Source organism: Microbacterium lacus (genome assembly GCF_044794305.1).
Lineage (GTDB): Bacteria > Actinomycetota > Actinomycetes > Actinomycetales > Microbacteriaceae > Microbacterium > Microbacterium lacus_B.
On the sequence record NZ_CP084996.1, the window covers coordinates 2,125,647 to 2,143,393 of the forward strand.

The window sequence follows — 17,747 nt, forward strand, 5'->3', positions numbered from 1 at the left end:
AATGAACTTGATACGAGTCGACTCAACTTCGCAGGTTGCTCGTCGCCGAGGGTCAGCCCAGCACGGTCTCGCCCGAACCGGCCGACACCGGATCGGGCAGACGCCGCATGCGGAAGCCGTTGAGGATGCCGGCGAGGCTGGCCAGAATCGGGATCAGCAGGGCGACCTGCAGCGCGAGGTGGCGCGCCTCAGTATTGATCCGGAGCACCTCGGCCGAGACTTCGGGGGATTCGTCCGCGAGCAGCTCCGCGAGCCCGGTGTTCGACATGAGCTCTGCATCCTCCTCGAGCACCGTCGAGACCTGCTGCTTCTGCTCCGTACTGAGCACGCTGGACGAATCTGCGAGAGCGGTGAAGCCGACCGCGAGCGTGGCGAGCATGATCGCCCCTGCAAAGGCCAACCCGAACGACAGACCGAACGATCCGGCGGCAGAGTTGACGCCCGCGGCCTCGCTCACCCGCTCATCCGTGATCGGCGACAGCGTGTAGTTGTTCAACTGCGAGACGAGCAGGCCGAGCCCGGACCCGCTGATCAGCAGCGGGATCGTGAGGTACCAGCCCGAGTCGGCCCGGGGCACCAGCGGCACGATGATCAAGATCCCGATGACGGTGAGAACGAAACCCCACAGCACGAGGTTCGCCGGGCGACCCTTGGCTTTGCGACCGGCGATCAAGGCGACCGCGAACATGCTGAGCGACAGCGGTGCGATCGACAGGCCCGCCTCTAGCGCGTTGTATTCGAGCACCATCTGCAGGTAGAGCGGTAGCACGATCATCGTCCCGCCCAGGGTGATCTGCTGTAGAAGCTGCCCGCTCACGCCCGCGCGGAACGGCTTCAGCCCGAACAGCGCGGGGTCGATCAACGTCGCCTTGCCCTGTTTCTTGCGCGAAGTGAGCCAGAACACGAGGCCGCCGAGCGCGGCCACGCCCAGTCCGATGATGAGCGCGACGTATCCGCCGCCCTCCTGCCACACCAGGATGCCCAGGACGACGCCGCCCATGCCGATGACCGAGAGCGCGGATCCGACCAGGTCGATCGCGCGGTCCCCCGTGAACCGGACGTCCTTGACCAGCTTGATGCCGGCCAGGACCACCGCGATGATCACGGCTTCGAGGAGGAATCCCACGCGCCACGAAAGGAAGGTCGTGATGAAGCCGCCGAGAAGCGGGCCGACGGCGGCCGCGATCGCCGCAGACGCGCCCACGAGCGCATAGACGCGCTTCTGGTGGTCGCCCTGGAAGTTGCCGTGGATGAGCGACTGCATCGACGGCAACAGCAAAGAAGCACCGAGCCCTCCGATGACTGCCCAGAAGATGATGATGGTGTTCAGATCCTGGGCGACTGTCATCGCGATCGCACCGACGGCATACCCGATCAGTCCCAGTACGTAGGCGAGCTTGCGGCCGATCAGGTCGCCCATCTTGCCGCCAATCAGGATGAACGCCGCCGAGACGAGCGCCTCGAGCGCGATCGCGCCCTGCACGCCGCTGGCGGTCGTGTCGAGGTCGGCGACCACGGCCGAGATGGACACGTTCATCAGGGACGTGTCGAAGACGAGGACGAACATGGCCATTGCGAGCAGGATGGCGAGCTTGCCGTTGAACGGCGGAGAGTTGTCCGGCGAGGCGTTCATGGTTCACCTAAGCACAGCGCTGACCGGCCGCAGAAGGAGCCATCGGGCAAATCATCCTCGGCGGACGAGAAGTGCGGGCGCGTGACCGAGACTGCGAGGATGGCCGCATGACACTGCCCTGGGACTTCCGCCCGATTGTCGGCGGGCGCGTCGCGCTCGACCTGCTGCGGCCCGACGACCTCGACGCGCTGCACGCGATTCAGGGGGACCCCGAGGTATGCCGATACATGCTCTATGAGGCGCGCTCGCGCGAGAAGGTCGCGGAGGTCTTGGAACGGGATGCCGCGCACACCCGTCTCGCCGAGCCCGGCGACTACGTGCAGCCGGCGCTTCGGGATGCCTCGGGCGCGCTGATCGGCACGATGTACCTCGAGCTGCGCAGTGCGGATCCCGACCGCACGGCCGAGATCGGCTGGTTGCTCGCCCCCACTGCTCGCGGCCGCGGGTATGCGACCGAGGCCGCACGGCTGCTGCTCGACCTCTGCTTCGGCGAGATCGGACTGCACCGCGTGCAAGCCGAACTGGATCCTCGGAACGACGCATCCGTCGCCATGTGCATCAGACTCGGGATGCGTCACGAGGGCCACTTCGTCGAGCACATGTGGCTCAAGGACGAGTGGACCGACACCGGTCACTACGCGATCCTCGAGCGAGAGTGGGCGGCTCGCGCGTAAGTCTCAGGCGACGGCGCGCTCGCGCCCGCGCCGCGTCTGCTGCCGCTTCTTCGCCCAGCGGGCGAAGCCGGGGGCGTCGGGAATGCGCGCGAGGATCGGGCCGAACACGATCGTGATCAGCACGTAGGCCGTCGCGAGCGCGGCGAGTGAGGGATTGACGCCGGCGCTGATGGCGAGGCCGGCGATGACGATCGAGAACTCTCCGCGCGGCATGAGGGCGAAGCCCGCGCGCCAGCGACCGGCTTCGGCGATGCCTGCTCGCCGGGCAGCGATGTAGCCGGTGAGCACCTTCGTTCCCATGGTGACGATCGCGAGGATGATCGCCGGGATCAGCATCGGGACGAGATCGGCGGGGTCCGTCGAGAGTCCGAAGAAGAGGAAGAACACCGATGCGAACAGGTCGCGCAGCGGGGTCAAGAGTTGTGCGGCGTTGCGTGCGACCGGGCCCGAGATCGCAATGCCCATGAGGAAGGCGCCGACTGCCGCCGACACGCTGGCCTGCGCGGCGAGCCCCGCGACGATCAGGGTCAGACCGAGCACCGACAGCAGCAGCACTTCGGCATCGCGCGACGAGACCAACCGCGACACGAGGTGCCCGTGCTTGAGCGCGATGTAAAGAATGAGCAGCACTGCAGCGAGCGCGATGACAACCGTGATGATGCCCGCGCCGAGGTCGAGTCCGATCAGCAGGGCGGTGAGGATCGGCAGGTAGAAGGCCATCGCGAGGTCTTCGATCACCAGGATCGACAGCACGACCGGTGTCTCGCGGTTGCTGAGGCGGCCGAGGTCCTGGAGCATCTTGGCGATAACGCCCGATGAGGAGATCCAGGTGATGCCCGCCATCGCCACGGCCGCAATCGGCCCCCAGCCGAGCAGCAGCGCGATCACGGCACCGGGCGTCGCGTTGAGCAGCATGTCGACGAACCCCGCCATGCGAGAACCGCGCAGGTTTTCGACGAGTTCCTTGGCCGTGTATTCGAGACCCAGCATGAGCATGAGCAGGATCACGCCGATCTCGGCGCCGATCTCGATGAACTCTTCGCCCGTCTGAAAGGGCAGCAGACCGCCCTCGCCGAAGGCCAGCCCGCCCAGCAGAATCAGGGGGATCGGAGAGATTCCGAGCTTGCCCGCGAGCCGGCCGAGCAGACCGATGCCGAGCAGAAGCGCGCCGATCTCGATGAGAACGAGCGCGCTGTGGTCCACTTCAGGCCCCGTCGATGATGCGGGCGAGGAGCTCGAGCCCTTCCGGTGTGCCGACCGCGACGAGGGTGTCACCCACGTGCAGAGAGTCTTCTGGCGCGGGAGCGGGAAGAACCACTCCCCCCGCGCGCACGATCGCGACGATCGAGCAGCGGGTGCGCGTGCGTGCCTTGGTGTCACCCAGCCGCCGGTCGGCGAACGGCGAATCGGCGCGCAGTGTGATCTGCGAGGTCGAGAGTCCGTCCACCTGTTTGCGGAGGCCAGCAAGCTGGGTGAGGATCACCGAGCCGCCCAGCACCTCCGAGAGCGCCGTCGCTTCTTCATCGGTGAGGGCGATGGCCGAGGCTGCGCGGTCAGGGTCGTCTTCGTCGGAGATCGCCAACTCCCGCCCGCCTTCGCGCAGGGTGACGATGGAAAGCCGGCGACCGGCTTCGGTCTCAAGGTCATGGCGGATGCCGATACCGGGCAACTCGGCGCGCTCAACATGCACGGACATGCGTACATCATGGCACCGGCTCACTCGGCTCGTCGCCCGCAGCGCGTACCCTGGGCTCGCGGCGCAACGGCGTGCCGCAGCATCCGCTCTGCAATCGTGCCGAGGAGGACGCACCTGTCGTTTACCGAAGGGCCCTACCGTGACCAGCATGGAACCCGATAAGCCCGGCACGCCAGTCCCGCCGATGCCCGCCAACACCGGCGCGGTGGGCAGAGTTGCAGAAGTCTTCGGCGCAACGCACGTGGACGAGCCGATCCCCCGCAAACGCGTGATCTCGTGGGCGATGTGGGACTGGGCGACGCAGCCGTTCAACTCGGTGCTGCTGACCTTCGTGTGGGTGCCGAGCTTCTTGGTTTCGCCGTTCTTCCTCGACCCGGCGGTCGCCGCGCTCGGCGTGGTCAATGGCGAAGAGATCGACTGCGACACCGCCGCGAACGCGGCCACCGAGTACTGCCGGGCGCTCGGCGCGCTCGACGCGAACCTCGGCTGGGGCATCATGGTCGCCGGCATACTGATTGCCCTGTTGGCGCCGGTTCTCGGCCAGCGGGCCGATGCGACCGGCCGCCGCAAGCTGATGCTCGGCATCTTCACCGGACTGCTGATCGCGTGCCAGTTCGCGATGGTGTTCGTCACCGGAGTGCCGTCGTACTTCTGGTTCGGCGTCGCAATGATCGCCTTCGGCAGCGTCGTGGGCGAGATCGCCGGCGCGAACTACAATGCCCTGCTCGTGTCGGTCTCGACACCGAAGACCGTGGGGAGAGTCTCGGGTCTCGGCTGGGGGTTCGGCTACCTCGGGGGCATCGTCGCGCTCGTCATCGTGGTCGGGTTGATCCTCAGCGGCGTGCTCGACGGGACCCAATCGATCACCTTCCAGATGATCGCCGCCGGGGCCACCGTGTGGACGCTGCTGTTCTGCATCCCGATCTTCCGCAATGTTCCCGAGCCGCCCCCGTCGCTCGACACCAAGCGAGTGAGCTTCTTCGCGGGCTACGTCGAGCTCGTCCGTTCGGTCGCGCGCCTCTGGCGCGACCACCGATCGACGTTCTGGTTCTTGCTCGCCTCGGCCGTCTATCGCGATGGCCTCAGCGCCGTCTTCACTTTCGGCACGGTCATCGCGGCCCGCGTGTTCGGGTTCGGGTTCACCGACCTGGTGATCTTCGGCATCGTGCTCAACCTGGTCGCGGGTGTCTCTACGATCCTCGCCGGCCGGCTCGATGACCGCTTCGGACCCAAGCGCCTGATCCTCTTCGCCATCGGCGGCATCGTGGTGTGCTGTCTGACCGTGTTCTTCGCCGCCGGGGCGGGCAAGACCCTCTTCTGGGTGGTCGGTATCGTCCTGGCCGCCTGCGTCGGCCCCGCGCAAGCGGCATCCCGATCCTTCCTCGCGCGTGTCACTCCACTCGGCCAAGAGGGCGAGATCTTCGGCCTCTACGCGACGACCGGACGCGCCGCAGGCTGGATGGCCGCGCTGCTCTGGGGCGTCTTCATCGCCGCAGCCGGCAACCAGACTCTCTACGGGATCCTCGGGATCGCGGCGATCTTGGCAATCGGGTTCGTGATGCTGCTGTTCGTCAAGGCGCCGCCGCGCGCCACCGCGGAATAGGTCGCGGTCAGTCGCGCGGCCAGCCGTCGGCAAGCTTCTGCAAGAGGCGGGCGAGTTCGACGCGTTCGGCCTCGGTGAATGACTCCAGAGCCGTGTCGATGGCATCGCGGCGCTCGCCACGGAACCCGCGGACGATCTTCGACCCGTCGTCAGTGAGTGCAACGCGCGTTCGCCGGGCATCGTCGGGGTCGGCCTCGCGCCGGGCGAGACCCGCATCGACCACCTGTTGCACGAGCCGCGAGGCACGCGGCTGATCGACCCCGATTGCCTCCGCGATCTGCCCCACGGAGAGGGGGGCGGATGCTGCCGCCAACGCTTCGAGCAACCTCATCCGTGCGGGCCCAGCGATTCGGCCCGCGCCTGCCCACGGCGGTGCTCCGAACGGGTGGCCATGGTTCGCGTCGTGATCGGGGCGCCCGAAACCGTGCGGTCCGCGGCGCCCGGGATGAATGGGGCCTGTGCGCTGGCCTGGCTGGCCCGGATCGCCAGCCCACGGCGGGCGCTGGCGCCTGCGTTCACGCAACTGCGCCAGGGCGGCGGCGATCGCGTCAGCGGGGTCGGGGGCTTGTTGCGACATCCCTCCAATTTACATGCGACTTGACATGCTTCGCAGTCGTATGTCACACTACATATACATGCCTAATGACATGCACTCGGCGCGACTGCTCGTCTCTGAACCGCAACGCCGTTCTCTCCCTTCAATCACCAAGGACACAACATGAACTTCTCCAACTCAGAAAAGAACCCTCGCCCGTTCGGGTGGTGGCTTCGCACCGTCGACGCCCTGGTCGCCCGTGAGTTCGCCACGGCCTTCGAGGCCGAGGACATCACCCGCCGCGATTGGATGCTCTTGAGCGTCCTCTCGGGCGACATCGATCGTCCCGGCCTCGCCGAGCGCATCGCCCGCAAGGGCAAGCGACTGGACTCGCTCGCTGAGCGGGGATGGATTGCGCGGGATGCCGAAGGCACGTGGGCCCTCACCCCCGAAGGCACGGCGACCAAAGAACGCCTCGGCGCTGTCGTCGAGGGCATCCGCTCCCGCGTAGCCGGAGCGGTCTCACCCGAAGACTTCGCCACGACGATGGCCTCACTCGAGGCGATCGCCCGAGAGCTCGGCTGGGACGAGTCCGCACCGATGAATGAGCGCGGCTTCGGCCGCCGGCGCCACGGTTTCGGACCCCGCGGCTTCGGTCCTGACCTCGGCCGCGGATTCCGTCCTGGCTTCGGTGGTGGTGGCCACCGCGGTCGCGAATACGCGGAGCGCGGCGACTTCCGCCCCGAGCCCGTCGACCAGTACAACCAGCACAAGGACTTCGGGCCGGGCCACGGACGGCATCGTGCTCACCACCGCGGTCAGCACCGCGCCGAGCAGGCGTTCGAGCGCGGCTTCGCGGCTGGCTTCGCCGCCGCGGCTCCCGCCGACGTGACCTAGCCGACAGCGTCCCCGGGCCGCATTCCACTCAGTGGGGTGCGGCCTTTTCGCGGGACGCGGGGAGATGTCGGGCGTTCTCGGTCAAAGTTCCGGGACAAACCGCCCGTTCTCCCGACTCCGGGCCCGCCACAACCCGATCCGTCCCGGAACTTTGACGCCCCGCGTCCGGACCGGCTCGGCCCAGACGACAAACACGGCACAATTGCCCCATGACGACACCCGCTCTCCTCGCGATCTCGCACGGTACGAGTTCGCCGGCCGGCCAGGCCGCGGTGTCCGCACTCGTCGAGGCCGTCGCGCAGCGTCTGCCCGACGTCACTGTCCGGCTCGGTCACGTCGACGTGCAGCCACCGGATGTCGCGGCATCCCTCGACGCACTTCCCGAGAACCAGCCCGTCGCGCTCGTGCCACTCCTGCTCTCGGCCGGATACCACGTCCACGTCGACCTGCGCGAGCAGACCGCCGACCACACCGACGTCACCATCACCTCGGCACTCGGACCCGACGAGCGACTCGTCGACGTGCTGGTCGCGCGTCTGGCGGCCATCGATGACCCGGATGCTGGGATCGTCCTCGCCGTCGCAGGTTCAAGCGATGACCGAGCAAACGAAGACTGCCGCGCAACCGCACGGGCACTGGCCGAGCGTCTCGGCCGCGAGGTCAGCGTCGGATTCCTCGCCGCCGCAGAGCCCCGACTCGGCGCAGCAGTCGCCGCGGCAGCCGAGAACGGCGAGAAGAAGGTCGTCGTGGCGAACTACCTCCTGGCCCCGGGTTACTTCCACGACCTCGCGGTCCGCGTCTCGGCCGGCAGCCCGGTCGCGCGTCCTCTGCTCGACGACGATGAGCCCCCCGCTCCGCTCGTCGACCTGGTCGTAGACCGCTACCGGACCGCCGTCACGTCACACGTCTGAAGCCACACCCGAAGCCGCTGTGCGCCCTCCCTCGTACCGTGCGCGAGCGCGGTCGTGCGCGCGCGCGACCGGAACGTGAGACGTGGCTTTGGGCAAGCCCATCGGCTTCGTGGAGACATAGATACTCTCGGCCCTCTCGACCAGGAACGTCTCGTGCCAGATTCCGACAGCGCCCGGCGCCTTGCGAACGGCTCGGTTGAAGCGGGTCCACGCCGGTCGATGTTCCGCCGTCGGCTCCGACGCGTAGGCGTAGAGCTTGTCGATAGACGACCAGTACTGCACGACGTAGGGTCCCCCCGAGCCCAGCAAGAGCTCGAACCCGAGCAGGCCCGAGTCTGGGTCAATGCTCAGTTCTTTCAGCATCCGGGGCATGGCGGTGAACGCCGGCAGCCAGAGATCGGGCCGCCACCAGCGGTTGATCTGCATGCCGATGTGAAAGACGACCAGCTCGCCGTCATAGGAGTGGGTGTGTCGCCCGGGAATGACTTTGCTCATGATCGCCTTTCGATAGTGTCACTATCCATATTGGATAGCTAAGCTATCGATGTCAAGGGGGTGGCCGATGAGAATGTCTGAACTGTCCGAGCGCAGCGGGATATCCGTGGCGACGATCAAGTTCTATCTGCGCGAAGGTCTCATCCCCGAGGGGGCCCGCACCTCCCGCACGCAGGCGACGTATGACGACGTTCACCTGCAGCGCCTGCGGGTAGTCCGTGCACTCATCGAATCGGGAGTCAGTGTCGCCGAAACGCGCAAGGTCCTGAGTGCGCTCGACTCTCCTCCGGCAGACCCTCGCGACCTTCTGGGCACGGCGCATGCGGCTGTCACCCCGACGTTCACCGACGCCATCGACACGACCGCGGCAACCGACCTCGTCACCCGACTCGGTTGGCAGCCGGGGCTGTGCGACGACCGAGTCCTGGGCGGCGTCGCCCACGCGCTTGAGGCCATTGACCGTGCCGGCTTCGCGGTTCCCGACGGCGTGATGCCCGTGTACCTCAAGAGCATTCGCGCGATGGCGGATGCTGAGATCGCCGCCATCCCCACCGGTTCAGCTGAAGCAGCCGTGCGCTACGTCGTGCTGGGTTCAGTGATCGTCGAGCCACTTCTGCTCGCCCTCCGCCGTGTCGCCGAACAGATCGCTTCGTCAGAGCGCTTCGTGACTGCCGAAACCGAGCGCCCCACCACCGCCGAGGGCGCCCCGTCAACTTCGTGACGCCGTGTTACGCACGTTAACGGTGCTTGACGTCACATTTCACCGAGCCGGAACCCCCGCATAGCGTCGGAGCGTGGGCAGAACAGCGCCCACCGTCGGGGACGCCCGACACATCAGGAGGCTCCAGTGACCACGAACGAGATCGACCGCGACGAGGCATCTGCGCGCGTCGCCCAAATCGCCGCCGAGGGCGCCCGTGCCCGCGCGCCGCGACCGTCGTCCAAGCCCAATGGGCAGTGGAAGATCGACGGCAAGACCCCCCTCAACGGCAACGAAGAGTGGAAGCAGGTCGACAACGGCCTTGCCGTCCGCGGGCGCATCGAGAACATCTACTCGAAGGGCGGCTTCGCGAGCATCGACCCGACCGATCTGCACGGGCGCTTTCGCGTGTGGGGGCTGTACACCCAGCGCAAGCCCGGCATCGATGGTGGTCGCACCGCTCAGCTCGAGCCGCACGAGCTCGAAGATGAGTTCTTCATGCTCCGCGTCCGCATCGACGGCGGTCAGCTGACCACCGAGCAGTTGCGGGTCATCGCCGGAATCTCACAGGAGTTCGGCCGCGACACGGCTGACCTGACGGATCGCCAGAACATCCAGCTGCACTGGATCGAAGTCGAGTCGATGCCCGAGATCTGGCGCCGCCTCGAAGCTGTCGGCCTGGGCACGACCGAAGCGTGCGGAGACGTTCCGCGCGTGGTGCTCGGTTCGCCTGTCGCCGGCATCGCCGCCGACGAGCTCATCGACCCGACTCCCCAGATCGACGAGATCACGAGCCGGTTCATCGGCGACGAGTCGCTCGCGAACCTTCCGCGCAAGTTCAAGTCGGCGATCACCGGGCACCCGAGCCAAGACGTCGTGCACGAGATCAACGACGTCGCCTTCGTCGCGGTGAACCACCCCGAGCTCGGTGTCGGCTACGACCTCTGGGTCGGCGGCGGACTGTCGACGGCTCCGCGTCTCGCGGAGCGGCTCGGGGTGTTCGTGGCTCCTGAGCAGGTGGCGGATGCCTGGCACGGTGTCGCCCAGATCTTCCGCGATTACGGCTATCGGCGCCTGCGCAACAAGGCGCGGCTGAAGTTCCTCCTCGCCGAATGGGGACCGGAGAAGTTCCGCCAGATCCTCCAGGACGAGTACCTCGGTTTCGCACTGCCCGACGGCCCGCCGGCGCCGAAGCCCCTCGCGCACGGCGACCACGTCGGTGTGCACCGCCAGAAGGACGGTCGCTTCTATGTCGGCGCGACACCGATCGTCGGCCGGGTCTCGGGCCCGAACCTCGAGAAGCTCGCCGACCTGATCGAGGCACACGGATCGACCCGGCTGCGTACGACCCCGCACCAGAAGGTCGTCATCCTCGACATCCCCGATGACCGTGTCGAATCCCTCATCGCGGGTCTCGACGAGCTCGGGCTTCAGGCTCGTCCGAGCCTGATCCGCCGTGGCACGATCGCCTGCACCGGAATCGAGTTCTGCAAGCTCGCGATCGTCGAGACCAAGGCCTTTGCCACTGCCGCTGTGCTCGATCTCGAGGAGCGTCTCGACCAGTTCGAGCTGCCGCATCCGATCTCTCTCCACGTCAACGGGTGCCCCAACTCGTGCGCGCGCATCCAGACCGCCGACATCGGCCTCAAGGGCCAGCTCGTCATGATCGATGGCGAGCAGGTTCCGGGCTACCAGGTGCACCTGGGCGGTGGGCTCGCGAGCGCCGACCGCGACGAGGCCGGCCTCGGCCGCACCGTGCGCGGACTGAAGGTCACGGCCGACGGCATCGCCGATTACACCGAGCGCGTCGTCAAGCGGTTCCTGGCTGATCGCGACGAGGCCTCCGACGAGACCTTCGCCCAGTGGGCCCACCGCGCCGAAGAGGAGGCCCTCGTATGAGCGCCGCATCCGCGTCGCTGCGAGCTATCGCCGCTGAAAGGACCTCGGGCCCATGAGCGTCTCACTCGCCCCCCGCATCGCGGTCAAGCGCTCGCACGACGAGCTGCGCGCACTCGCCGAGGCCGGCAACATCGAGCTCGGCAGCCTCACCGATCACGAGGCGACGCCGGCAGAGGTCGTCGCGTGGGTCGCGCGCCACTTCGGTGCGGATGCTGCGGCCGTCGCCTGCTCGATGGCCGATGCCGCACTGCCGCACCTGGTGGCAGAGCAGCTACCGGGCGTGGACGTGCTGTTTCTCGACACCGGATATCACTTCGCCGAGACGCGGTTCACCCGCGACGAGGTGCAACGGGTGCTCGACGTCCGAATCATCGACGTGCTTCCACAGCAGACGGTGGCCGAGCAGGATGCCGAGTTCGGCGCGGCCCTGTACTCGCGCGACCCCGCCCTGTGCTGCGCACGGCGCAAAGTCGCTCCGCTCCAGGACGCGCTGAGCGGGTACGAACTGTGGTTCACCGGCGTGCGCCGCGAAGAGGCACCGACCCGCGCCAACACTCCGCTGATCACGTGGGACGAGCGCAACGGTCTCGTCAAGGTCAACCCCGTGGCGGCCTGGACGTTCGACGACCTGCTCGACTACGCCGGTGACCACCAGGTGCCGGTCAACCTCCTCGTCAGCAACGGCTACCCCTCAATCGGGTGCGAGCCCTGCACCGCGCGCGTAGAGCCCGGCGCCGACCCGCGCTCGGGACGCTGGGCCGGACTCTCCAAGACAGAATGCGGGTTGCACGAATGAACGCGCCAGTGATCGCCCCCTCCCGCCTTGATACTCTCGACCTGCTCGAGGCCGAGGCCATCCACATCATCCGCGAGGTAGTCGCCGAGTTCGAGCGTCCCGTCCTCCTGTTCTCGGGCGGCAAGGACTCGGTCGTCGTGCTCCACCTCGCGGCGAAGGCGTTCTACCCGGGCAAGGTTCCGTTCCCGGTGCTGCACGTCGACACGGGTCACAACTTTCCCGAGGTCATCGCGTTCCGTGACCAGACCGTCGAGCGCCTCGGCATCCGTCTCGAAGTGGCGAGCGTGCAGGACTACATCGACGACGGTCGCCTGCACGAGCGCGCCGACGGCACCCGCAACCCGCTGCAGACGCTGCCACTGCTCGACGCAATCGCTGCCGGAAAGCACGACGCCGTCTTCGGCGGGGCCCGACGCGACGAAGACAAGGCCCGTGCCAAAGAGCGCATCATCTCGCTCCGCGACGAGTTCGGTCAGTGGGACCCGCGCAACCAGCGCCCCGAACTCTGGAGCCTCTACAACGGTCGCCACACTCCGGGCCAGCACGTGCGGGCGTTCCCGATCTCGAACTGGACCGAACTCGATGTCTGGCGCTACATCGAGCGTGAGGGCATCCTGCTTCCCCCGCTGTACTTCGCGCACGAGCGCGAGGTGTATTCCCGCGATGGAATGTGGCGGGCCGTCGGCGAGGTATCGCCGCCGCTCCCCCACGAAACTGTCGAACGCCGCGTCGTGCGCTACCGCACGGTCGGCGACATGAGCTGCACCGGAGCCGTCGAATCGCCCGCCGCGACACTCACCGACATCGTCGCTGAGATCGCCGTGTCAACGCTGACCGAGCGCGGCGCGACGCGCGCCGACGACCGCATCTCGGAAGCGGCGATGGAAGACCGCAAGAAGGACGGGTACTTCTGATGTCTGCACCCACAACCACGCTCGCGACGCCTACGCTCTTCCGGTTCGCCACGGCCGGTTCGGTCGATGACGGAAAGTCGACCCTCGTCGGTCGGCTGCTGCATGACTCGAAGGCGATCCTCGCCGACCAGCTCGAGCAGGTTGCGCGCACCTCGGCCGAGCGCGGGTTCGCGCACGGCGCGTTCGACTTCGCGCTGCTGACCGATGGCCTGCGCGCAGAGCGCGAGCAGGGCATCACGATCGATGTCGCCTACCGCTACTTCTCGACCGGCAGCCGCAGCTTCATCCTCGCCGACTGCCCCGGGCACGTGCAGTACACGCGCAATATGGTCACCGGTGCCACGACCGCCGACGCCGTGATCGTGCTGATCGACGGCCGAAAGGGTGTGCTCGAGCAGACGCGCCGCCATCTCGCGGTGCTGGCGCTGTTGCGCGTCCCGCATGTCATCGTGGCCGTCAACAAGATCGACCTGCTCGACTTTTCGGCGGATGCTTTCGCCGGCGTCGCCGCCCAGGTCGAAGCCGTGACGACCGAACTCGGCCTCACCGACGTGCACGTGCTGCCCGTGTCGGCGCTCGAGGGCGACAACATCGTCGAGCGTTCGGAGCGTACGCCCTGGTACGAGGGTCCGGCGCTCCTCGAGCTGCTCGAGACGCTTCCCGCACAGGATGAGCTGGAGTCCGTGCTCGAAGACTTCCGCCTCCCGGTCCAGCTCGTGCTGCGCCCGCAGGGCGGGCTCTCGCCCGAAGTGAGCGACGCGGACGCTGAGTCGCTCCGCGACTACCGGGCTTCGGCCGGGCGTGTGTCGTCGGGCACCGTTCGCGTGGGCGATGAAGTGCAGGTCTTTCCCTCCGGCATTCGCACGACCGTCTCTGGCCTCGCCGTCGCAGGCTCCCCCGTCGACGTGGCCGTTGCCCCACAGTCGGTGTCGGTCCAGCTCGCCGATGATGTGGACGCCGCGCGCGGCACCGTGATCGCGGCCGTCGGCACTCTTCCCGCAGCGACCCGTGAAGTCGACGCCGAGCTGTTCCAGCTCGACGCCCGCTCGCTCACCACCGGCGCCCGCGTGCTCGTCAAGCACGGCACCTCGACGGTGCAGGCGATCGTCGCGCAGATCGACTCGCGCTACAACCTCGACACTCTTGCCCACGAGCCCGCCGACCAGCTGGCCGTGAACGAGATCGGGCACGCGCGCCTGCGCTTGGCCACCGACCTTCCGCTCGAGCGGTACAGCCGCAACCGTGCCGGCGGCTCGTTCCTGGTCATCCATCCGTCCGACGGCGCGACCCTCGCCGCCGGCATCGTGCGCGACAAAGTGCTTTCCTAGCGACTCGTCGCGCGCATCCACCAAACCAAAAGTACGACCCGCTGAAGGAGGCGACACCGTGAACAACATCCGCACTGCGACAACGATCACCACCCTGGGACTCGTGGCATGCATGATGGCCGGTTGCGCTTCCGCGGCAGGGGATACTCCCGACGAGGTGACCGAGCTGCGTCTCGGCTACTTCGCCAACGTCACCCACGCGCCCGCACTGATCGGCCTCGAAGAGGGCCTGTTCGAGGACGCGCTCGGCGACGTCGACGTGACCACCCAGGTCTTCAACGCCGGCCCCGCCGCGATCGAGGCTCTGACGGCCGGGGCGATCGACGCGACCTACATCGGCCCGAATCCGTCGATCAACACGTTCATCCAGTCGGGCGGTGTCTCGGCGCACATCGTCGCCGGGGCGGCCACAGGTGGCGCCGCGCTCGTCGTCCGCGAAGGTATCGACTCGGCCGCCGACCTCGACGGAACGACGCTCGCGACTCCTCAGCTCGGCAACACGCAGGATGTCGCACTACGCAGCTGGCTCGCCGATGAAGGGTTCGTCACCGACACCACGGGTGGCGGTGACGTGAACATCACGCCGACCGACAATGCGCAGACCCTCACCCTCTTCCAGGCCGGCAACGTCGACGGAGCCTGGCTGCCCGAGCCGTGGGTATCGCGACTCGTGCTCGACGCGGACGCGCACGTACTGGTCGACGAGGCTGACCTGTGGGCGGACGGCGAGTTCCCCACCACCGTCTTGCTCGTGCGTGCCGAGTTCCTCGAAGAGCACCCCGACGTCGTCGAAGATCTGCTCGCGGGGCACATCGCGGCGGTGCAGTGGATCGAAGAGAATCCCGCCGAGACCCCGACCGTCATCAACGATGCGCTTGAGGACGAGACCGGCAAGCGGCTCGACGACGCGGTCATCACCCGCGCACTTGAGTACGTGACGTTCTCGGTCGATCCCCACGCCGACACGTTCGAGACCCTGGTCGCGAACGGTCTTGAGGCCGGCACGCAGAAGGAGGGGTCGATCGAGGGGCTGTTCGACCTGCGGATTCTGAATACGCTGCTCGAAGCATCCGGAATCTCTGCCGTCTCGGCCGCAGGGCTCGGAGAGGACTCCCCGTGACCCTCCCGTCTCACGAAGCACGCACCGACGCAGCGCCGGCGCGTGTGCCGAACCTGCTCGGTCCGAGCTTCGACGGCTTCACGCCGGTCGCGGTCCCGACGCCGGCTCCCGCCCCCGCCGTCCGCATCGACCACGTGTCGAAGCAGTTCGGCACAGGCCCGGTGGTGCTCGACGACGTCAGTCTCGACATCGCGCCGGGCGAGTTCGTCTGCCTACTCGGCGCATCAGGCTGCGGCAAGTCGACGCTGTTGAACCTCATCGCGGGTCTCGACCGGCCGTCGTCGGGTCAGATTGAGACGCCCGGCGAGGGCTCGGCCGTGATGTTCCAGGAGTCCGCGCTCATGCCCTGGCTGACAGCGCGACGCAATGTCGAGCTCGCTCTGCGCCTGCGCGGAGTCCCGAGACGCGAACGCGGTGAGAAGGCGCTCGTTCTGCTCGATTCGGTGAATCTGGCGGATGCTGCCGACAAGCGCCCGCACGAACTTTCGGGCGGCATGCGCCAGCGCGTGGCCCTCGCGCGTGCGCTGGCTCAAGACCGCCCGGTGCTGCTGATGGACGAGCCGTTCGCGGCGCTGGATGCCATCACCCGCGACCTGCTGCACGAAGAGCTCGAGCGCGTGTGGCGAGCAACCGGCCGGACGATCGTGTTCGTGACACACAACGTGCGCGAGGCCGCTCGTCTCGGGCAGCGCGTCGTGCTGATGGGCAGTCGTCCGGGGCGCATCGTGCAGGAGTGGCGCATCACCAAGACCACGGGTCGTCGCATCGAGTCGCCCGAGGTCGCCTCGCTCTCGGTCGAGATCACCGATCAGCTGCGAAAGGAGATCCGTCGCAATGCCGCATGACACCGATATCGCCGGTCGGCCGTCGACCTCCGAAGACCTCCGCAGCCTCGAAGCGGGGCTCGATCGTCTGCAGACCGACGCCGAGCGCCCGGGTGGCCGCGGTCGCGACATCCTGTCCAGCATCCTGCTGCCAGTCGCGTTCGTCGCGATCTTGCTCATCGCGTGGCAGCTCTTCGTCGTGATCGCCGAACCGCGTCCTGATCGTCTGCCCTCGCCGCTCGCGGTCGCCGGCGCCCTCGGCGATGCGTGGGAGGCCGGCCGGCTTCAGCTCGCTGTCACCACGAGTCTCGAGCGCGGGATCGTCGGGTTCCTCATCGCCATCGCCGTGGGTACGCCGATCGGCCTGCTGTTGGCCGAAGTGCGGCCGATCCGGCGCGCCGTCGGACCGATCATCTCGGGACTGCAGGTGCTGCCGTCGGTCGCGTGGGTGCCCGCGGCGATCCTCTGGTTCGGCCTCTCGGACGCAACGGTCTACTTCGTGATTCTGATGGGGGCGATCCCGTCGATCGTGAACGGCCTGATCGCCGGCGTGCAGCAGGTGCCGCCGCAGTTGCGCCGCGTCGGCACGGTGCTCGGCGCCTCGCGCTGGCAGTTGGCCACCGCGGTCATTCTGCCCGCCGCTCTTCCGGGATACCTCGCCGGACTCAAGCAGGGCTGGGCGTTCTCGTGGCGCTCGCTGATGGCGGCCGAAATCATCGCGACCGGTGGAACGATCGGCTTCGGCCTCGGCTCGATGCTCGACCAGAGCCGCGAACTCGCGGATCTGGCGGGAGTGCTCGGAACGATCCTGGTGATCCTGTTCATCGGCATCCTGATCGAATTGCTCTTCTTCGGTCCGCTGGAGCGACGGATGCTTCGTCGTCGCGGACTGCTCGTCACTGGAGGTGCCCGATGACCGGACGTGTCTCTCTGGTCGGCGCCGGACCCGGCGACGCCGGGCTGCTGACCGTGCGCGGCCTCCGCGCGCTCGAGGCTGCGGACGTCATCGTGGCCGACCGGCTCGGTGCCCGCGGTGTGCTCGACGGGCTCGCCGCCGACGGTGTCGAGCTGCGCGCCGAGGTCGTCGATGTCGGCAAGCTGCCGGGGCACCACGCTGTGCCGCAGGATGGCATCAACGCCCTGCTCGTGCACCTCGCCCGGGAAGGCAAGAACGTCGTGCGACTCAAGGGCGGCGACCCGTACGTCTTTGGACGCGGCGGCGAAGAACTCGCGTTCTGCCAAGAGGCGGGCGTCGAGGTCATCGTCGTTCCGGGCATCACGAGTGCGATCTCGGTTCCGGCTCTCGCCGGCATTCCGCTTACACACCGCGGTCTCGCGACGGCCTTCACCGTCGTCACCGGGCACGACCAGATCGAGTCGCTCAGCGGCGGGCGCGACCACACGGTCGTGCTGCTGATGGGCGTCGGCACGCTCGCCCACTCGGCGCTGACCCTCGCCCGCGGCGAGCGCGGTGCGGAGTGCCCGGTCGCTGTGGTCGAAGACGGCTTCGGCCCGCGCCAGCGGGTCACCGTGGGCACTCTCGCCACGATCGCAGCGCAGGCGGCGGAGCGAGGCATCCGTTCCCCTGCCGTCGTCGTCGTGGGCGATGTCGTGCGCATCAGCCCCTTCGCTCCGGCCGAACTCGCCGTCGGCGCGCTCGACGTGTCAGACGAGCACACCGCTCGCCTGGCCGCCGAGCAGCTCTGAACCTTTCACCATTCC

At 67.8% G+C, this 17,747-nt stretch carries 18 protein-coding genes; 13 read left to right on the plus strand and 5 right to left on the minus strand.

The annotated features are described in order from the left end of the window. Window positions 1-52: 52 nt before the first annotated feature. Window positions 53-1,633, minus strand: coding sequence for an MFS transporter (locus LG299_RS10130; RefSeq protein ID WP_404429817.1), 1,581 nt, complete (start codon window positions 1,631-1,633; stop codon window positions 53-55). A 107-nt stretch (window positions 1,634-1,740) separates the two neighbouring features. Here LG299_RS10130 and LG299_RS10135 point away from each other — a divergent pair, with 107 nt between their 5' ends. Further along, window positions 1,741-2,307: a GNAT family N-acetyltransferase gene (locus LG299_RS10135; protein WP_404429819.1), complete on the plus strand. Its 567-nt coding sequence runs from the start codon at window positions 1,741-1,743 to the stop codon at window positions 2,305-2,307. Between the two features lie 3 nt (window positions 2,308-2,310). Here LG299_RS10135 and LG299_RS10140 read toward each other — a convergent pair whose 3' ends face one another. Together LG299_RS10140 and LG299_RS10145 are read right to left on the minus strand one after the other, a co-directional pair. Continuing rightward, window positions 2,311-3,510, minus strand: a complete 1,200-nt coding sequence (locus tag LG299_RS10140; RefSeq protein ID WP_404429821.1) for a cation:proton antiporter — start codon at window positions 3,508-3,510, stop codon at window positions 2,311-2,313. A gap of 1 nt (window position 3,511) precedes the next feature. Next, window positions 3,512-4,003, minus strand: a complete 492-nt coding sequence (locus tag LG299_RS10145) for a cation:proton antiporter regulatory subunit (protein WP_404429823.1) — start codon at window positions 4,001-4,003, stop codon at window positions 3,512-3,514. A 148-nt stretch (window positions 4,004-4,151) separates the two neighbouring features. Here LG299_RS10145 and LG299_RS10150 point away from each other — a divergent pair, with 148 nt between their 5' ends. After that, window positions 4,152-5,606, plus strand: a complete 1,455-nt coding sequence (locus LG299_RS10150; RefSeq protein ID WP_404434854.1) for an MFS transporter — start codon at window positions 4,152-4,154, stop codon at window positions 5,604-5,606. 7 nt (window positions 5,607-5,613) lie between these two features. Here LG299_RS10150 and LG299_RS10155 read toward each other — a convergent pair whose 3' ends face one another. Further along, on the minus strand, window positions 5,614-6,183 hold the full coding sequence (locus tag LG299_RS10155) for a MarR family winged helix-turn-helix transcriptional regulator (protein WP_404429825.1): 570 nt from the start codon (window positions 6,181-6,183) through the stop codon (window positions 5,614-5,616). Window positions 6,184-6,324: 141 nt separating this feature from the next. Here LG299_RS10155 and LG299_RS10160 point away from each other — a divergent pair, with 141 nt between their 5' ends. After that, the gene (locus LG299_RS10160) at window positions 6,325-7,038 is read left to right on the plus strand and encodes a MarR family winged helix-turn-helix transcriptional regulator (protein ID WP_404429827.1); all 714 of its coding nucleotides are present in this window, start codon (window positions 6,325-6,327) and stop codon (window positions 7,036-7,038) included. 209 nt (window positions 7,039-7,247) lie between these two features. Continuing rightward, window positions 7,248-7,949, plus strand: coding sequence for a sirohydrochlorin chelatase (locus tag LG299_RS10165; protein WP_404429829.1), 702 nt, complete (start codon window positions 7,248-7,250; stop codon window positions 7,947-7,949). Here the strand turns inward: LG299_RS10165 and LG299_RS10170 are convergent. Next, on the minus strand, window positions 7,938-8,444 hold the full coding sequence (locus LG299_RS10170) for a DUF4188 domain-containing protein (RefSeq protein WP_404429831.1): 507 nt from the start codon (window positions 8,442-8,444) through the stop codon (window positions 7,938-7,940). The two genes, LG299_RS10165 and LG299_RS10170, sit on opposite strands and share 12 nt — an antisense overlap. A gap of 67 nt (window positions 8,445-8,511) precedes the next feature. Between LG299_RS10170 and LG299_RS10175 the strand changes: the two genes are divergently transcribed. From LG299_RS10175 to cobA, 9 genes are all read left to right on the plus strand, one after another. Further along, complete coding sequence (locus tag LG299_RS10175) at window positions 8,512-9,165, plus strand: MerR family transcriptional regulator (protein WP_404429833.1); 654 nt, start codon at window positions 8,512-8,514, stop codon at window positions 9,163-9,165. 177 nt (window positions 9,166-9,342) lie between these two features. Beyond that, window positions 9,343-11,043 (plus strand): nitrite/sulfite reductase, encoded by a 1,701-nt coding sequence (locus LG299_RS10180; RefSeq protein WP_404434855.1) that lies wholly within the window; start codon window positions 9,343-9,345, stop codon window positions 11,041-11,043. A 52-nt stretch (window positions 11,044-11,095) separates the two neighbouring features. Further along, window positions 11,096-11,839 (plus strand): phosphoadenylyl-sulfate reductase, encoded by a 744-nt coding sequence (locus LG299_RS10185; RefSeq protein ID WP_404429835.1) that lies wholly within the window; start codon window positions 11,096-11,098, stop codon window positions 11,837-11,839. After that, entirely contained in the window at window positions 11,836-12,753 is a 918-nt protein-coding gene (gene cysD / locus LG299_RS10190; protein WP_404429837.1) for a sulfate adenylyltransferase subunit CysD, read from the plus strand. The genes LG299_RS10185 and cysD overlap by 4 nt, the downstream gene beginning before the upstream one ends. Then, window positions 12,753-14,081 (plus strand): sulfate adenylyltransferase subunit 1, encoded by a 1,329-nt coding sequence (locus LG299_RS10195; RefSeq protein ID WP_404429839.1) that lies wholly within the window; start codon window positions 12,753-12,755, stop codon window positions 14,079-14,081. The genes cysD and LG299_RS10195 overlap by 1 nt, the downstream gene beginning before the upstream one ends. A 58-nt stretch (window positions 14,082-14,139) precedes the next feature. Continuing rightward, on the plus strand, window positions 14,140-15,201 hold the full coding sequence (locus tag LG299_RS10200) for an ABC transporter substrate-binding protein (RefSeq protein ID WP_404429841.1): 1,062 nt from the start codon (window positions 14,140-14,142) through the stop codon (window positions 15,199-15,201). A 125-nt stretch (window positions 15,202-15,326) separates the two neighbouring features. After that, the gene (locus LG299_RS10205) at window positions 15,327-16,046 is read left to right on the plus strand and encodes an ABC transporter ATP-binding protein (protein ID WP_404434857.1); all 720 of its coding nucleotides are present in this window, start codon (window positions 15,327-15,329) and stop codon (window positions 16,044-16,046) included. After that, the gene (locus tag LG299_RS10210; RefSeq protein WP_404429843.1) at window positions 16,036-16,941 is read left to right on the plus strand and encodes an ABC transporter permease; all 906 of its coding nucleotides are present in this window, start codon (window positions 16,036-16,038) and stop codon (window positions 16,939-16,941) included. The genes LG299_RS10205 and LG299_RS10210 overlap by 11 nt, the downstream gene beginning before the upstream one ends. Next, window positions 16,938-17,732: a uroporphyrinogen-III C-methyltransferase gene (gene cobA / locus LG299_RS10215; protein ID WP_404429845.1), complete on the plus strand. Its 795-nt coding sequence runs from the start codon at window positions 16,938-16,940 to the stop codon at window positions 17,730-17,732. Before LG299_RS10210 ends, cobA begins: the two co-directional genes overlap by 4 nt. Window positions 17,733-17,747 lie beyond the last annotated feature (15 nt).

Coding starts and splice junctions, on each gene's coding strand:
- LG299_RS10195 (WP_404429839.1), top strand. CDS start 12,753: ATGTCTGCACCCACAACCACGCTCGCGACGCCTACGCTCTTCCGGTTC.
- LG299_RS10175 (WP_404429833.1), top strand. CDS start 8,512: ATGAGAATGTCTGAACTGTCCGAGCGCAGCGGGATATCCGTGGCGACG.
- LG299_RS10135 (WP_404429819.1), top strand. CDS start 1,741: ATGACACTGCCCTGGGACTTCCGCCCGATTGTCGGCGGGCGCGTCGCG.
- LG299_RS10165 (WP_404429829.1), top strand. CDS start 7,248: ATGACGACACCCGCTCTCCTCGCGATCTCGCACGGTACGAGTTCGCCG.
- LG299_RS10130 (WP_404429817.1), bottom strand. CDS start 1,633: ATGAACGCCTCGCCGGACAACTCTCCGCCGTTCAACGGCAAGCTCGCC.
- LG299_RS10150 (WP_404434854.1), top strand. CDS start 4,152: ATGGAACCCGATAAGCCCGGCACGCCAGTCCCGCCGATGCCCGCCAAC.
- LG299_RS10160 (WP_404429827.1), top strand. CDS start 6,325: ATGAACTTCTCCAACTCAGAAAAGAACCCTCGCCCGTTCGGGTGGTGG.
- LG299_RS10185 (WP_404429835.1), top strand. CDS start 11,096: ATGAGCGTCTCACTCGCCCCCCGCATCGCGGTCAAGCGCTCGCACGAC.
- LG299_RS10170 (WP_404429831.1), bottom strand. CDS start 8,444: ATGAGCAAAGTCATTCCCGGGCGACACACCCACTCCTATGACGGCGAG.
- LG299_RS10155 (WP_404429825.1), bottom strand. CDS start 6,183: ATGTCGCAACAAGCCCCCGACCCCGCTGACGCGATCGCCGCCGCCCTG.
- LG299_RS10210 (WP_404429843.1), top strand. CDS start 16,036: ATGCCGCATGACACCGATATCGCCGGTCGGCCGTCGACCTCCGAAGAC.
- cobA (WP_404429845.1), top strand. CDS start 16,938: ATGACCGGACGTGTCTCTCTGGTCGGCGCCGGACCCGGCGACGCCGGG.
- cysD (WP_404429837.1), top strand. CDS start 11,836: ATGAACGCGCCAGTGATCGCCCCCTCCCGCCTTGATACTCTCGACCTG.
- LG299_RS10145 (WP_404429823.1), bottom strand. CDS start 4,003: ATGTCCGTGCATGTTGAGCGCGCCGAGTTGCCCGGTATCGGCATCCGC.